The sequence below is a fragment of the uncultured Agrobacterium sp. genome, assembly GCF_913777885.1.
Classification (GTDB): domain Bacteria; phylum Pseudomonadota; class Alphaproteobacteria; order Rhizobiales; family Rhizobiaceae; genus Agrobacterium.
The window spans coordinates 106,730-122,149 of the sequence record NZ_CAJYTV010000001.1 but is presented as its reverse complement, the minus strand read 5'-3'; the positions used below and the strand labels follow the sequence as shown (position 1 = coordinate 122,149).

General features: G+C 55.9%; 18 protein-coding genes and 1 tRNA gene. 17 read left to right on the top strand and 2 right to left on the bottom strand.

Annotated features, from left to right (window positions below; translation table 11 throughout):
* Positions 1 to 246: 246 nt before the first annotated feature.
* The 8 genes from QZ869_RS00595 to fliQ all read left to right on the top strand — a co-directional run bounded on the left by QZ869_RS00595 (position 247) and on the right by fliQ (position 6,600).
* The gene (locus QZ869_RS00595; protein WP_296018236.1) at positions 247 to 918 is read left to right on the top strand and encodes a winged helix-turn-helix domain-containing protein; all 672 of its coding nucleotides are present in this window, start codon (positions 247 to 249) and stop codon (positions 916 to 918) included.
* Positions 919 to 1,120: 202 nt separating this feature from the next.
* Complete coding sequence (locus tag QZ869_RS00590; RefSeq protein WP_296039102.1) at positions 1,121 to 2,392, top strand: flagellar hook protein FlgE; 1,272 nt, start codon at positions 1,121 to 1,123, stop codon at positions 2,390 to 2,392.
* 18 nt (positions 2,393 to 2,410) lie between these two features.
* A complete protein-coding gene (gene flgK, locus QZ869_RS00585) occupies positions 2,411 to 3,853 on the top strand; it encodes a flagellar hook-associated protein FlgK (protein WP_296018239.1) in 1,443 nt (480 codons plus the stop codon).
* A gap of 1 nt (position 3,854) precedes the next feature.
* Positions 3,855 to 4,868, top strand: coding sequence for a flagellar hook-associated family protein (locus QZ869_RS00580; protein WP_296018241.1), 1,014 nt, complete (start codon positions 3,855 to 3,857; stop codon positions 4,866 to 4,868).
* Between the two features lie 54 nt (positions 4,869 to 4,922).
* Entirely contained in the window at positions 4,923 to 5,270 is a 348-nt protein-coding gene (gene flaF / locus QZ869_RS00575; RefSeq protein WP_296018244.1) for a flagellar biosynthesis regulator FlaF, read from the top strand.
* Complete coding sequence (flbT, locus tag QZ869_RS00570; protein WP_296018246.1) at positions 5,267 to 5,713, top strand: flagellar biosynthesis repressor FlbT; 447 nt, start codon at positions 5,267 to 5,269, stop codon at positions 5,711 to 5,713. Before flaF ends, flbT begins: the two co-directional genes overlap by 4 nt.
* On the top strand, positions 5,707 to 6,126 hold the full coding sequence (gene flgD, locus QZ869_RS00565) for a flagellar hook assembly protein FlgD (RefSeq protein ID WP_296039099.1): 420 nt from the start codon (positions 5,707 to 5,709) through the stop codon (positions 6,124 to 6,126). The genes flbT and flgD overlap by 7 nt, the downstream gene beginning before the upstream one ends.
* 207 nt (positions 6,127 to 6,333) lie before the next feature.
* Positions 6,334 to 6,600, top strand: coding sequence for a flagellar biosynthesis protein FliQ (fliQ, locus tag QZ869_RS00560; protein ID WP_296018251.1), 267 nt, complete (start codon positions 6,334 to 6,336; stop codon positions 6,598 to 6,600).
* A gap of 231 nt (positions 6,601 to 6,831) precedes the next feature.
* Here the strand turns inward: fliQ and QZ869_RS00555 are convergent.
* Positions 6,832 to 6,906: transfer RNA gene (locus QZ869_RS00555), tRNA-Thr, on the bottom strand.
* A gap of 141 nt (positions 6,907 to 7,047) precedes the next feature.
* Between QZ869_RS00555 and QZ869_RS00550 the strand changes: the two genes are divergently transcribed.
* From QZ869_RS00550 to yacG, 9 genes are all read left to right on the top strand, one after another.
* Positions 7,048 to 7,305 (top strand): hypothetical protein, encoded by a 258-nt coding sequence (locus tag QZ869_RS00550; RefSeq protein WP_296102004.1) that lies wholly within the window; start codon positions 7,048 to 7,050, stop codon positions 7,303 to 7,305.
* Positions 7,306 to 7,455: 150 nt separating this feature from the next.
* The gene (gene murA / locus QZ869_RS00545; RefSeq protein ID WP_296097716.1) at positions 7,456 to 8,748 is read left to right on the top strand and encodes a UDP-N-acetylglucosamine 1-carboxyvinyltransferase; all 1,293 of its coding nucleotides are present in this window, start codon (positions 7,456 to 7,458) and stop codon (positions 8,746 to 8,748) included.
* Positions 8,749 to 8,925: 177 nt separating this feature from the next.
* The gene (locus tag QZ869_RS00540; protein ID WP_296039095.1) at positions 8,926 to 9,363 is read left to right on the top strand and encodes a DUF2948 family protein; all 438 of its coding nucleotides are present in this window, start codon (positions 8,926 to 8,928) and stop codon (positions 9,361 to 9,363) included.
* A gap of 140 nt (positions 9,364 to 9,503) precedes the next feature.
* Positions 9,504 to 10,802 carry a histidinol dehydrogenase gene (hisD, locus tag QZ869_RS00535; RefSeq protein ID WP_296039094.1) on the top strand — a complete coding sequence of 433 codons (1,299 nt, stop codon included), beginning with the start codon at positions 9,504 to 9,506 and terminating at the stop codon, positions 10,800 to 10,802.
* A gap of 3 nt (positions 10,803 to 10,805) precedes the next feature.
* Complete coding sequence (locus QZ869_RS00530) at positions 10,806 to 11,279, top strand: UPF0262 family protein (protein WP_296039092.1); 474 nt, start codon at positions 10,806 to 10,808, stop codon at positions 11,277 to 11,279.
* Between the two features lie 2 nt (positions 11,280 to 11,281).
* Complete coding sequence (locus tag QZ869_RS00525; protein WP_296102001.1) at positions 11,282 to 11,761, top strand: low molecular weight phosphatase family protein; 480 nt, start codon at positions 11,282 to 11,284, stop codon at positions 11,759 to 11,761.
* A gap of 107 nt (positions 11,762 to 11,868) precedes the next feature.
* Positions 11,869 to 12,087: a translation initiation factor IF-1 gene (infA, locus tag QZ869_RS00520; protein ID WP_027673809.1), complete on the top strand. Its 219-nt coding sequence runs from the start codon at positions 11,869 to 11,871 to the stop codon at positions 12,085 to 12,087.
* A gap of 30 nt (positions 12,088 to 12,117) precedes the next feature.
* The gene (locus QZ869_RS00515; RefSeq protein WP_296101999.1) at positions 12,118 to 12,741 is read left to right on the top strand and encodes a Maf-like protein; all 624 of its coding nucleotides are present in this window, start codon (positions 12,118 to 12,120) and stop codon (positions 12,739 to 12,741) included.
* 5 nt (positions 12,742 to 12,746) lie between these two features.
* Complete coding sequence (gene yacG, locus QZ869_RS00510) at positions 12,747 to 12,959, top strand: DNA gyrase inhibitor YacG (RefSeq protein ID WP_296018266.1); 213 nt, start codon at positions 12,747 to 12,749, stop codon at positions 12,957 to 12,959.
* A gap of 47 nt (positions 12,960 to 13,006) precedes the next feature.
* Here the strand turns inward: yacG and QZ869_RS00505 are convergent, their stop codons facing one another.
* Positions 13,007 to 15,187 carry a DUF1217 domain-containing protein gene (locus QZ869_RS00505; RefSeq protein ID WP_296101997.1) on the bottom strand — a complete coding sequence of 727 codons (2,181 nt, stop codon included), beginning with the start codon at positions 15,185 to 15,187 and terminating at the stop codon, positions 13,007 to 13,009.
* Between the last annotated feature and the right edge of the window lie 233 nt (positions 15,188 to 15,420).

Here is a 15,420-nt window from a genome sequence, read left to right as displayed (position 1 = left end):
TGCCCGTTTGGAAATGCGGCGAGAATTGGTCAAATTTTATGAGTCAATCCCTGCAATTTTTTCCACAAGCTTTTCCCACGAAAAAATATCCCATTTTTTGAAAAGGCATACTATATATAGTTCAAATCGGCACAGTATGGTTAATCAACTATTAATTATTACCTGTATTTTCCTATAATTGTGAGAGATTCGCCCGATTCGTACACCCTAGACGTAGGTTGGCTACACTGATTCGGAGGCGGACGAATGATCGTGGTAGTTGATGAGCGCAAGCTCGTTAAAGAAGGGTATACGGCCCTGTTTGGCCGAGAGGGAATTCCCTCGACTGGATTTGATCCAGCAGAATTTGGAGAGTGGGTAAACACCGCAGCGGACTCGGACATCGCTGCGATCGAAGCGTTTCTGATTGGGCAGGCCGAGACCTCTCACGAGTTGCCAAGAACGATCCGTGATCGTTCCCAGGCACCTGTGATTGCTGTCAGCGACCAGCATTCGCTGGACGCGACGCTCGCGCTGTTCGATTGTGGCGTTGACGACGTAGTCAGAAAGCCGGTTCATCCGCGCGAAATCCTCGCACGTGCGGCAGCTATTCGCCGCAGGCTCAATGTCATCACCCAGTTTACCGATGTCGGTCCAATCCGGGTTTTTTCCGACGGTCGTGACCCGGAAGTGAGTGGCGAAGTGTTCCCGCTTCCGCGCCGCGAGCGTCGCATTCTGGAATATTTAATCGCCAATCGTGGTCGCCGCGTTTCCAAGGCGCAGATCTTCAACGCCATTTACGGCATCTTCGACGAAGAGGTCGAAGAGAACGTTGTTGAAAGCCACATCAGCAAGCTGCGCAAGAAGCTGCGCAAGAAGCTCGGCTTCGATCCGATCGACTCCAAGCGGTTCCTCGGATACTGCATCGATTGGTCATGAATGTCATCGCGGGTATAAGAGCCCGCGATTTTGTTTCTACATTTCAATAACATCTTTTGCGAAGACCGGTCCTTGCCGGTCTTTTTCGTTTTCAGGCTGCCGCATGTCCGGCGTAACGAAATTTTCCAGGCTGACGAAAACAGACAGCCTCACGCAAGGCCCGCATCCTAACGTCAGCAAGAACAGGAATAGAGGATTCGACATGAGCCTTTTTGGAACGATGAAAACTGCTGTATCCGGCATGGGCGCTCAGGCCAACAAGCTCGGGACGGTCGGTGACAACATCGCGAACGCCAGCACCACTGGCTACAAGAGTGCGTCGACATCCTTTTCGACGCTGGTGCTGGGCTCCGGTGGCGGTAATTACAATTCCGGTGGCGTCATGACCAACGTCAATTACTCCATCTCGCAGAATGGACCACTGCAGTCGACCCAATCGGCGACCGACATCGCTATTCAGGGCGACGGCTTCTTCGTCGTACAGGATACGGCAGGAAACACGTTCCTGACGCGGGCCGGTTCCTTCAAGCCAGACGATGAAGGCTTTCTGGTCAATGATGGTGGCTTCAAGCTGCTCGGCTACAAATACACCGGTACGACGCCGACCACCGTGATCAATAGTTACGACGGGCTGGTCCCGGTCAATATTTCAGCCGATGGCATGACGGCTACGGCCTCTACATCCGGTGCTCTGACCGGCAACCTGACAGATTCCGCGCCGATCGTGGCAGCAGCCAACCTGCCGAGCACGAACTCATCCACTGTCAATGTCGATCAGGTCAGCACCTTGAAGACCTCGGTGACGGGTTACGATCCTCTTGGCAATGCAGTGAAGTACGATTTCTACTTCTCCAAAACCGGAGATGGCGAATGGGAAGTGTCTGTCTACGACTCGGCGTTTGCATCGGCCACTGGCGGCTTCCCTTACTCGCAGCCAGCGTTGACCACTGAAACCATGAGCTACGACGATCTCGGCAAGCTGACGAACGATCCCGCAACGATCCTGATCGACGACACGAATAACAGCACTTCGATCACCGTCGATCTTTCCGGCATGTCGCAACTCGGCGCGGAAAAGTCGACGATCTCCAAGGGCTCGGTCAACGGTAACCCGGCCGAGGAAGTTCAGTCCGTTTCCATCAATGCAGACGGAACGGTCTACGCGACCTATGCCAAATCCTCGCCCCGCCCGCTGTTTCAGATCCCGCTGGCCGATGTGGCAAGCCCGAACAATCTGAAGGTACTCTCCGGCAACGTCTTCCAGACTACTGCCGACTCTGGCGTCGTAACGCTTGGATTTGCCGGTCAGACCGGGTTTGGAACGATCGCCTCCAAGCAGTTGGAGCAGTCGAACGTCGATATCGCCAACGAACTGACTGAAATGATCCAGGCTCAGCGCAGCTACACGGCAAATTCCAAGGTCTTCCAGACGGGTTCCGATCTGATGGACGTACTCATCAATCTGGTAAGATAACGTTTAGAGGACGAGTGAATGTCGCTTGGTTCGGCACTGAATACGGCTAAGGCCACTCTGAGCAATACGTCGCTCCAGAGCGCCGTCGTTTCGAATAATATTTCGAATGCAAGCTCTTCGGATTACAATCGCCGGGCGGCAGTCACCAGCACAAGCTTGTCAACCGGTGCCATCACCGTCAAGATCGAGCGAGTTGAAGACACCGCTCTTCTCAAGCAGAACCTTTCTGCCTCTTCCGACGATGCCGGTAAGCAAAAGTTCCTGGATGGAATGAAGTCGCTGAGCGTCGTTCTAGGCGGAGAAGAATATACGGCAGCACCCTCTACCTATCTGGCAGCGCTACAGAACGCCTTGCAGACCTATGCAGCCTCGCCAAGCGACGTGACGCTGGCGTCCGCTGTCGTCAGCGCGTCGACGGACGTTGCCAATGCCCTCAATACGTCGACCAACTCGGTCCAGCAGTTGCGCGCCGATGCCGATAGCGACATTCAAAACACCGTCGCCAAGCTCAATCAACTGCTGTCCGATTTCGAACAGGCAAACGATTCCGTCAAATACGCAACGTCGGTTGGACGCGATCCGAACAACGCGCTCGACAAGCGCGAAGGCCTGCTGAAGGAAATCTCCGGCATCATCGGTATTTCGACGGCTGTCCGTTCGGGCAACGACATTGCGATCTACACGTCCGATGGCACGACGCTGTTTGAGACCACACCTCGAAAAATATCCTTCGAGCCTCGCGCCGCTTATGACGCATCCACCACCGGCTCCTCGATCTTCATCGACGGCGTGGCAGTCAAGCCTGGTTCGGGAAGCAATACCACGGCGAAGGGCAGACTTCCGGCCCTGCTTCAACTGCGTGACGAGGTTTATCCGAGCTATCAGTCGCAACTGGATGAAATCGCCCGCGGACTGATGAAGACCTTTGCTGAAGATGACGGCGCGGGCAATCCTGTCGCCGGTCTCTTCACCACCCGCGACGCATCGACAGTGGATTTCGAGACGCCCCAGGTTATCCCGGGCCTCGCCGGATTGATCTCCGTGGCTCCCAATGCGGTCGCAGCGCCGACAAAACTGCGCGACGGCAGCATTGCCGGAACGAGCCCGAACACGGCAGGATCGAGCGGTTATTCGGATCTTCTCTACAAATACACCGCGGGTCTCAACACGCAGATGGATTTCGATCCAGCTGTCGGCCTCTCCACCAATACGACGCTTCTCAGCTTTGCGACGGACTCTGTCGGCTTCATCGAGGAATATCGCAGCAACGCCACGTCGGCAGCCGATAACACCTCCGTCATGCTGACCAAATCGAAGGAAGCCTATTCCAACGCAACCGGCGTCAATCTCGATGAGGAGCTTATTCAGCTTCTCGATATCGAGCAGTCCTACAAGGCAGCCGCAAAGCTCATGTCGACGGTAGACGATCTTCTGAAGACACTGTTGGAGGCAGCGAACTAATATGAAAACAACGGCGATCTCCTCACAAACCGTCAGCACGGCCATGCAATTGACGGTGACCAACGCTCAGGCCGAAATCAGCAAGCTGCAGAAGGAAGCCGTTACCGGCACCTATTCTGATGCCGGTGTGGTACTTGGGACGCGCACCTCGACGAGTCTCGATTACACCCGCGAAAGCAAGCGGCTTCAGTCGATCGTCGATTCGAACTCGGTCGCACAGCAGCGCATGGATGCGTCGCAACTTGCGATGAAGAACATGTCGGATTCGGCACAGACCCTGCTCAATTCGGTTATCGCGCTCAGCGGCAACACGGACTCCAGCAGCCTTGGAGTGGCGGCGACGACTGCGAACTCGGTGCTGGAGAATTTCACCAGCTATGCGAACACCGCCGTCAACGGAGAGTACCTGTTCTCGGGCATCAATACCGACGCGCAGACTTTGAACGATAGCTTCATCGCCGATATTGGCAGCGATCTGAAAACGGCGTTCGACACTCGCTTTCCGGATCCGTCTGCGGCCTCGCCAACCGATGTCGCGAGCTTCTTGCAGGACTATCAGGACAATTTCGACTGGTCGTCCTGGACCAATGCGTCCGATACCACGATGAGCAGCCGCATTAGCACTTCGGAAACCGTATCGACATCCACCAGCGCCAACGCTGACGGTTTCAAGAACCTGGTGCTCGCCAGTGTGATATCCTCTCAGCTGGTCAATCATGGTTTGGGCGCGAGCGCGCTGTCAGTGGTGAATGAAACCACGACCAAGCTTGCAGGCGCCGCCATTGCCAACATCGATACTCAGCGTGCCAAGATCGGCTTGTCTCAGGAGCGAGTGGAAAAGGCGAACACCTATATGAGTGCGCAAAAGACCATCATCGACACTCAGCTTTCCGATCTTGTGGGCATCGACACCTATGAAGCATCGACGCGGCTCACCACGCTTTTGAACCAGGTCGAGACGTCTTACAAAATCACTTCGAAAATTCAGGGGCTTAGCCTCGTGAACTTCATTTAACAGGAACTATTCCGCCGATGACGGGCGGCGCATTGGGCCATGAAGGAAAAATAAATGTTCCAGTTTTCATATGCGGAGATCATGGAGGATGACCCCCATATTGCCCGCGACCGGGAAAGACAGGTCCTTGAGCGATCTATCGAACTCCTGGAGATTGCCAAGCAGCAGGACAGATATGGCAAGGACGGCATTGAGGCCATTTTCTACACAAGGCGGGTTTGGACACGTTTCATTGACGATCTCCGGCAACCCGAGAATGAACTGCCGGTCGAACTGAAAGCCAACCTTATTTCCATCGCCATGTGGATTCTCAAGGAATGCGAGCAGATACGCAAGCGTAACTCTACGAACTACCAGGGCATTATCGACGTCACCACCATCATCAAGGATGGACTAAAATGAAAAGTACACTGCGGATTTCCTTGAAGTCTGGGGAAAAAATCTTCATTAACGGCGCCGTACTTCGGGTCGATAGAAAAGTGTCCCTGGAATTCCTCAACGATGTGACGTTTCTTCTTGAAAACCATGTCCTTCAACTTGAGGATACGACCACACCTCTGCGGCAGCTGTACTTCATCGTGCAGATGATGCTGATCAATCCGGAAGGCAAGGAGCAGTCGCTGACACTCTTCCGCAAGTCGATCACCATGCTGCTCGCCACCTTCAAGAACGAAGAAATTCGTTCCGAATTGAAACGGATCGATGCCACGGTTTCGTCCGGCCGTCCTTTTGACGCGCTGAAGACCATTCGCGGTCTCTACGCCAAGGAAGAAAGCATTCTCAACAGCCATGAGATCACGCCTGCGGCGGTGAGCGAACTGCGAAGGGAAATCGCGCCATGGTAGACCCAGTCACCAGTTCTGCATCGACGGCGACCACTGCAACATCCGCATCGAAGACGGATGCCAAGAAGGCGACGCTCGATTACGACAACTTCCTGAAGCTTCTCATCACCCAGATGAAGAACCAGGACCCTACCGATCCTATGGATCCGAGCCAGCAGGTTGCGCAGCTTGCGACCTTCTCGCAGGTAGAGCAGTCCATCAAGATGAATACCAATCTGGAGAGTCTGATTTCAGCCTCGTCTCTCTCAAACGCCTCATCCTACATCGGCAAGACGATCACCAGCGCCGATGGCAAAACGAGCGGCATCGTTAAGTCTGTAGAAGTCACGTCCGAAGGGCTAACGGCCAACACGACGACGGGCGCGACGATTGCGATCGGACAAGGCATCAAAATCTCCCAGACGGCAGCTTAACGCCTTCCGTCGAATCACATAGTATCTCTAATGGCAGCTTTCGGCAGCCATTAGAGCGAAACGTGTCCGTTAGGACCCGTAAAGCACGCTTTAATTTTTGAATTGATGCATCGTGCTGCGCGGAGTCGAACCCGATCTTGGCCCGAGGCTCACACCCATATAATTCAAGCTCGGCATGATTTGGCGGAGCGGAATGAGCGGACCGAGATGAACGAGGCAGACGCTCTCGATATTATGCAAAATGCGATCTGGACGGTGCTGATCGCATCGGGGCCTGCGGTCCTCGCTGCCATGGCGGTCGGTATCATCATCGCTTTCATCCAGGCGCTGACGCAGATTCAGGAAATGACGTTGACGTTCGTTCCTAAGATCATCGCGGTCATGGTCGCCATCGGCTTCACAGCGCCCTTCGTCGGCGCGCAAATCGCACTCTTCACCAATCTCGTCTTTTCCCGCGTTCAGTCCGGCTTCTGATCTGGGGCGTGTTGCGATCCTTCGTATCCGCCCATGACCATCCTGTCTGTTCTATCGGATGTCGTGTCCAAACTGCATCTGCCCGGTAGGGCACACGTCAAATGTATTACCCGCGATGATGCCGTTGTTTTCCAATGACGATCACGGGATCGGTGCGACCATCATCGATGGACGCGAGGTTCTACTGCGATCAAAGCCGATGAAAACACTGCAAATTTACATGAGAATGAATGGTGCTGCGAAAGAGGATTGAACTCTCGACCTCTCCCTTACCAAGGGAGTGCTCTACCACTGAGCTACCGCAGCATCTGTCGCCGAAGCGCTGCCTCGACATCAAGTGGGCGCCTATTGCCATAGGTTTTTGACGAGCGCAAGCGTCAAAGTGCGACTTCACCATACCTTTCTGAAAAAAGACAGGGCCACTGTTGAAAGGCGGGAAATTCGTTTATGACACCGCCTATGGATGAAGATCAGGACGAAACCCCGCAACAGCCGCCTCTATCCGGGCAGAGCGGACCGGGCGAGAAGGCGAAACAGCGAGAAGCGGAGCGCAAGGCACGCGCGGCAAAAAAGCTGCGTGAAAATCTTGCGCGGCGCAAACAGCAGCTGCGTGCGCGTCGCGCCGGCGATGAAGATGACACGATCGGTCTTCCTGCCGTAAAAACGAACGAATCGTCCGGACAAGAACAAGCCGGGGACAATTGAACCGGACAGGGATTTCATCTTCCGCTTGAACTCGCTCGTGAGGTCGGCGGCACCATGTATTTTCAGCTGAGCTGCCGAAATGGCAGGCCGGCGCCAACACATGCCTTACCGGCATTTAGGAAAGGCGAGCGCATCGCTCGTAAGGGACGAATGGATCGTATCAGAATCACAGGCGGGAACGAGCTGAACGGCATCATCCCGATTTCCGGAGCAAAGAATGCTGCATTGCCGCTGATGATCGCATCGCTGCTGACCAGCGATACGCTGACATTGGAAAATGTGCCGCATCTGGCTGACGTCGAGCAGCTGATCCGCATTCTCGGCAATCACGGCGTCGATATCTCCGTCAATGGCCGCCGCGAAAGCCAGGGCGAGAGCTATTCCCGCACGGTGCATTTTACCTGCCGCACGATCGTCGATACGACCGCTCCTTACGAACTTGTCTCCAAGATGCGCGCCAGCTTCTGGGTGATCGGCCCGCTTCTCGCCCGCGAAGGCAGGGCACGAGTCTCGCTGCCAGGCGGTTGCGCTATCGGCACGCGCCCTGTGGATCTCTTCATCGAAGGCTTGGAAGCGCTCGGCGCCATAATGGAAATCGACGGCGGTTACATCAATGCGACCGCACCCGCTGGCGGTTTGATCGGTGCCACCTACACCTTCCCCAAGGTTTCTGTCGGTGCGACCCATGTTATGCTCATGGCTGCGACGCTCGCACGTGGCACGACGGTCATTCATAACGCAGCCCGCGAACCCGAAGTCGTCGACCTTGCCCAGTGCCTCTCAGCCATGGGCGCAAAAATAGAAGGTGCAGGCACGTCGACCATCACCATCGAAGGCGTGACCTCACTCTCCGGTGCGCGCCACCGCGTTCTTCCCGACCGCATCGAAACCGGCACCTACGCCATGGCAGTCGCCATGACAGGTGGCGACGTCGTGCTTGAAGGCACGCGCGCTTCGCTGCTCGACAACGCCATCGAAACGCTTCGGCTTGCCGGTGCCACCATCACGGAAACGCAGACCGGCCTTCGCGTGGTGCGCAACGGCAACGGCATTCGTCCCGTCGATGTCGTGACCGAACCATTCCCCGGCTTCCCGACGGATTTGCAGGCGCAGTTCATGGCCCTGATGACCAGGGCCGACGGCGTATCACACATCACCGAAACGATTTTCGAAAATCGCTTCATGCATGTGCAGGAACTGGCCCGCCTCGGCGCCAAGATTTCGCTCTCGGGGCAGATGGCGCGCATTGAAGGCGTGTCGCGTCTGCGCGGCGCACCGGTGATGGCGACCGACCTGCGCGCATCCGTTTCGCTGGTCATTGCCGGACTTGTTGCCGAAGGCGAAACCATGGTGTCGCGCGTCTATCACCTGGACCGCGGTTTCGAGCGTCTCGAAGAAAAACTGAACCGCTGCGGCGCGAAAGTCGAGCGCGTTAGCGACTGAGCCTTCATCGCCGATCCTTAACGAGGGGCCGTGTCCGTTGAAGAACCGGCCCCGACTGCCTATCTCAAGATCAACCACTTGAACGATGACGCGAACAACCCGTGTGGTGCGCGTCGTACTTCGCATATGTTGAACGCGAGAGCGCGGACCTGTCCGCGAGATGAGGACCAAGAAACGATGAGCGGCCTTAAACTCATGGCGCTGGATGGCGAGGATCTCGCCATTATTTCCACTCACATGCAGGACAGTGTCTTCAAGTTGAAGGACGTGTCTTTCGATCCCCGTCCCGGCCAGCTCGTTCTGTCAGCCAACCGTTTCGTTTGGGAGCATGGCGGCAAAACGAACCATCCGCCGGAGCGGTGCCGGTCTGCGCTGGTCCTGAAGCGTGTTGCGTCAGTCCGCTCCAGCGGCATCAACCGCAACGACAAGGAACAGGTCCATTCGCTTCTTGCCATCCGTTTCATCCAGAAGGGCGATGGACCCGACGGCACAATTGAGCTCACGCTCTCTGGAGGCGGGGCTATCGCGCTCGATGTGGAATGTATCGAGGCGCAGTTGACCGATCTGAGCGGTGCCTGGGAAACCGAGTCCAGACCTGTCCATCCGGCGGACTAATTAGAAGCGGTGAAGCGGGCGGGGAATTGCCTTGCCCGCATGTTTCGATTTATGCCACATACCCATGTGCCGTCTGCTTTCGAGGCGGCTGAGAGTTTCGCCTCGCCGGCTCCGGGAGGCTTCAAAAAGGGTGAAGTGAAGTGGCAATCTGGCTGGAGCAATCGTCTTCTGATTTCGAACGGGATTTCGCTGCGTTCCTGACGACGAAACGTGAGGTTTCGGAGGATGTGAACGCTGTCGTGCGAGACGTTATCGACGATATTCGCAAGCGCGGCGACGAGGCTCTGGCGCATTACTCTTTGAAGTTCGATGGGCTGGATTTTTCAAAAACCGCCATGCGTGTCACGGAAGCGGAAATCGATGCGGCGGTGAGCGCGGTCGATTCTGAGGTTCTGGATGCGCTCAAGCTTGCGGCGCAGCGGATCGAGAAACATCACGCACGGCAGATGCCGAAAGACGATATCTATGAAGACGATATCGGCGTCGGCCTCGGCTCCAGATGGACCGCCATCGAAGCCGTTGGTCTGTACGTTCCAGGGGGCACTGCAAGCTATCCAAGCTCTGTGCTGATGAATGCGGTGCCGGCGAAGGTCGCGGGCGTCGAGCGTATCGTCATGGTCGTTCCGGCCAACGCGGGAAAGATCAATTCGGCTGTGCTCGCAGCGGCGCGTATCGCCGGTGTCGAGGAGATCTACCGCATAGGCGGTGCGCAGGCTATCGCAGCCCTGGCCTACGGCACTGAGACCATCGCCCCCGTTGCCAAAATCGTTGGACCGGGCAATGCTTATGTCGCGGCCGCCAAACGCCAGGTGTTCGGCACGGTGGGCATCGACATGATTGCAGGCCCGTCTGAAGTGCTGGTGATCGCCGACAGGCATAACGACCCGGACTGGCTGGCGGCCGATCTTCTGGCGCAGGCCGAACATGATCCGGGTGCGCAATCCATTCTCATCACCGATGATGCAGACCTGGGCCGCGCTGTCGAAAAAGCTGTAGAGAGACAGCTGAAACAGCTCTCGCGTTCTGAAACTGCGACCGCAAGCTGGCACGACTTCGGTGCGATCATTCTGGTCGATGATCTCTCCAAATCTGTTCCGCTGGCCAACCGTATCGCGGCCGAGCATCTCGAACTGGCGGTGGATGACCCGGAGACACTGATGGCGGGCGTTCGCAACGCGGGTGCGATCTTCGTTGGTCGTCATACGCCCGAGGTCATCGGCGATTATGTCGGCGGATCGAACCACGTTCTGCCGACGGCGCGCTCGGCCCGTTTCTCCTCTGGACTCTCTGTTCTGGATTTCGTCAAGCGCACCTCCATCCTGCGGCTTGGCCCCGATCAGTTGCGCCAGCTCGCACCTGCTGCCATCACGCTTGCCAATTCGGAAGGGTTGGACGCGCATGCGCGGTCGGTCTCCATTCGTCTCAATCCGGAAGGGTAGGAGATGGCGGCAGGCGACTTCAGACTCTGCGACGTCGTGCTGGACGAAAGCATCGGCCGGTCGACGCCTGACGTGGAACACGAACGCGCCGTTGCCATCTTCGATCTGATTGAGGAAAACTCCTTCGAGCCCCTCGGTCATGAGGGCGGGCCTTATCGGCTCAATATTTCGCTGGTGGAAGCAAAGCTCGTTTTCTCCATCACGACGCAGGAAGGACAAGATGTTGCCACACACATTCTGTCGCTGACACCCTTCCGTCGGATCATCAAGGACTACTTTCTGATCTGCGAAAGCTACTACGAGGCGATCCGCTCATCCACGCCAAGCCAGATCGAGGCGATCGACATGGGACGGCGCGGCATTCACAATGATGGATCCCAGACACTGATGGACCGTTTGTCGGGAAAGATAAAGGTGGATTTCGATACCGCCCGTCGCCTCTTTACCCTCGTCTGTGTCCTCTATTGGCGGGGTTAGGCATGGAAGGTCCGGCCGCTCCAGACTTGAAAGAAAAGGCCCCACGCGCCATATTGTTCATGTGCGGCATGAATTCCATTCGCTCTCCCATGGCGGAAGTCCTTGCCAAACAGCTCGTTGCGCCCGGAATTTATATCCAGTCCGCTGGAGTGAGGGCTGGCGAACGTGACCCCTTCGTCGATGCGGTTCTAGATGAATCCGGACTGACGCTCGGCAAGCATAAGCCACGTACGATGGATGAGATCGAAGATGACTTCTTCGATTTGATCATAACCCTGACACCCGAGGCCCATCACGCCGCACTCGAATTGACGCGCTACAATGCGCTCGATGTCATCTATTGGCCGACGATGGATCCGACGGTGGAGACGGGCTCTAGAGAACAGAGGCTGGAAGCCTATCGCGAGGTTCGCGATCACCTGAAAAAGCTCATTTCGGAGCGTCTGCCGCAACGCGCGCAGCCATTTTCGGAAACGCTTTGAAGCAGACGACAATTTAGGTTCACAAATGTGCGGCGATTGTGTAGTTTCCGCGCAATTTTCCCGGGCAGTTTTCGCCCGGCATCATCAACAGGAAGAAACAAACCTATATGACAAAAGAAGAAGTCCTTGAATTCCCGGGCGTCGTGACCGAACTCCTGCCCAATGCGACGTTCCGTGTGAAGCTGGAAAACGAGCATGAGATCATCGCTCACACGGCAGGACGCATGCGCAAGAACCGTATTCGCGTTCTCGCTGGCGACAAGGTTCTGGTCGAAATGACACCTTACGACCTGACAAAAGGCCGCATCACCTACCGTTTCAAGTAATCGCCCGACAGATCGGACGGCTGGCAGAGCATGACAGACCCAAAACAAAAGCTGATTCTGGCTTCCGGATCGCCACGCCGTCTTGAGCTTCTTCATCAGGTTGGTATTGAGCCTTCGCGGCTGATGCCGATGGACATCGACGAAACCCCCGCGCGCCTCGAACATCCCCGCACGCTCTGCCGGCGCTTGTCGCTGCAGAAGGCGCAGGCCGCTTACAAGGCGGTCAAAGGCGAGCTGGCCTGGCGGGATGCCTATATTCTGGGATCGGACACGGTCGTCGCGGTTGGACGCAGGATTGTCGGCAAGGCGGAATATATCGAAGACGCCTCGGCAGCCTTGCACCTTCTCTCCGGCAGAAGCCATTGGGTCTATACCGGAATCTGCCTGATCACGCCCAGTGGCAGGGTTCGCCAGAAGGTGGCCGAAACCAAGGTCCGTTTCAAGCGTTTGTCGCAGTCCGAAATAGAAAACTATATCGCGTCGGGCCAGTGGCGCGGCAAGGCCGGAGCCTATGGGATACAGGGTATTGCTGGCTGTTTCGTTCAGAAACTCACCGGCTCCTACACCAATGTGGTTGGCCTGCCGCTCTACGAAACGGCCTCACTTCTGGCCGGTGAAGGCTTCGAGGTGACGTCTGGCTGGCAGGAAGGCTGAAAGCCATGTCCCAATCCAAAGTCACGCCGCTGAGAAAGGCGCAGCCTTGCCCTGAATGCGGAAAGCCCTCATCGCGGGAAGATTATCCCTTCTGCTCGGATCGCTGCCGCTCTCTCGATCTCGCGCGCTGGCTGAATGGCGCCTACGCCATTCCTGTTGCCGATGATGAAGAGCATGCTGAAAATCGCCGCCGTAGCGATTCCGATAGCGAGTATTGATCCGGGCTTCTGCTCGGAAACAGAACTCCCCCTGAAATTACGCAGCTTTAACCCGATCTCAACTGGGCAACGGCAAGCAGCGTATCCGCACTGATTGTCGCCGATCGTCCCATAAGGGTCAGGGCCGGGGACTGGGTGCTGCTGTTTTGCGTGTCATAAAGCGCGGTGAAGCGCTTTACCAGCTTGTCGACATATTCAGGGTCGCTCAGCTTATTCACATCGATATATTTTTTAACGAGGTCGGCCTGCTTGGCAACATCCATGTTGGCGATGGAGGAGGGCAGGTTATAGGTCGTCTTGAAGAACGCGAAGAGTGCTGTGTCGCCGATAATACCGTAGGGGCTGGAAACCTCTGGCGCCTTGCGCTTGAAGTAGAGCGCGAGGCGAACGCCGTCATTCTGTTGGCCCTGCTGAACTTCCAATGTCTGCTGAAGATACTGGTTGGTCGTTTCCAGAATGGCGCCGCGCTGCTGAACGCCTTTCATCGTGCTTTCGTCCAGCTTCCCCTGGTCGCTGAAGTTGAAGGAGGCAACGATTTCCGCGAATTTGTTGCTGCTTTGCGTGTTGACGAAGCTCTTCGGATCGGAGAGGTCCGACTTGAACATCCTGCGGAGATCTGCGGTCGAAACCTCCTTCGGATCAAGTCCATTCGCTTCCAAGACGAACTTGGTCAGGCGCGTGTCTTTGAGCAAATCGTCTGCTGTTTTGATGCTGGCAATAGTCGAGGTGTAATAGGCAATCTCTTTATCGGCGGCCTTGGAGGCAGTCTCTTTGGCAGCATCACTCAGGCCTCTGAGCTTGAGCGCTTTGTAATCGGTGGTCACCTGGGTGATCATTCGCTCCGACTGGGCGGTCAGCGGCGCTTCCGCCTCGCCGGTGGAGGTGAAATTGAAAGCTTTGACCAGTTCCACATATCGGTCGTCACCCAGCCTGTTGACGTAGCTTTTCCGGTCGTTGACGTCGCTTGAGAGAATTTTCTTGAGCTCGGAGTTCGACACTTCATCCGGATTGATGCCGAACGCCCTCAGCGCAACATCCCAGATTTCGGTCACTGCATTGTTGTTCTTGTCGTCATCCTTCGCATTGGAAACGAAGAAATCATCGACTTTCGTGACTTTCGCGATGCGGTTCTCGTAGTTGGTCACCGCGTCGGCGATCTTCTTGTCCGAGTCCTTGGTGAACGCCTTCACATATTGCGTCGCAAGGCTGCTCGCCTGCGCCGCTGTCTGGGGAGTGCTGCCAGCGGCAAGAGAACCGTCGCTTTGAAACTCGAAGGCTGAGAGCAACTTGGTGTTGCCATAGGTGGTGGCAAAGTTCTGGCTGTACATCAGGCTTGCAACGCTGCTCGCCATAATGGCAGGGTTAAGGTCGAAGGCCGTCTTGACGTAAGCGACGAGACGGCTGTCCTTGACCAGATCCTGCGCACTTTGGACCTGGGAAACATGCTTGTCCCAGTACCGTTGGTTGGCTTCCAGTAAGGTCTTGGAAGGATAGGTCGACATGCTGGCGACGTAGTCGAGCTTTAGATCTTCCGTCTGATCGCTCGTCTGCGCCTGGCCGTTTATGGTTCCGTCGGCATTGAAATTGAACAGACCCGTGAGCTTCTTCCAGGCGGGGTTCGACGCCGTGTTGGCAACGCTTTGGGGATCGTTGAGATCGCTCGTCAAGACCTGTTTCAGATACGCCTTCGATGTGTAGGTTGAATCAAGCCCGACGGCGTCAAGTACGTAGGCACGCAGCCGCGTATTGTTGACAAGATCGTCAACGCTCGTCACCGTACCGATGCGGGAGGCGAAATAGGCCGACTCTGTCTTGATATTCGTTTCTTCGGCAGTGAAAGAGGCCTTGTAAGCTTCGGTCGTACTATCCGCCTGCGCCGTGTTTTGAGCTACCTTGGTGTCGCCCTTGAAGTTGAAGGCCTGGGCAAACTGGAGATAGCGCTTGTCGGTCAGCGTATTGGCAAAACTCTTGCTGTCGCTGAGATCGCTTTCCAGCACTTTGCGCATGAAAGCCTTGCCATAGGTCATCTCCTCGAGACCGTATGCCTTCATCGCATAGGAATAGAGCCGGTAGTCGCCAAGCAGATCGTCGACGGTCTTTACCTTGCCGATATTGGCTTCGTAATATTCGGTGTCACGCTTGACGGACGCCTGACTCTCCACCTTGGACAGAGATGCCTTCATGTCCCGGTTAATGGTGAGATAGCTGTTATATGTCGACACAACCATGACAAGCCTTAGTTCGTTGAAGACCGTTCATGGTCTACGGATACGCGGTCATGGCGCAAATACTACACGCCACCATATTACAAGATGACGGTTGACCAAAGCTAAAAATTCTTTTTTCGCCCGTAAAACCCGGAAAATGCGGGCTTTTTGATCTCTTCTGGCCACTGTTCCTTTATGATGCCTGCCTCCACTCTCGCGCAAGCTTGAGGCGTTATTGCTCGGTTGTTGATCTG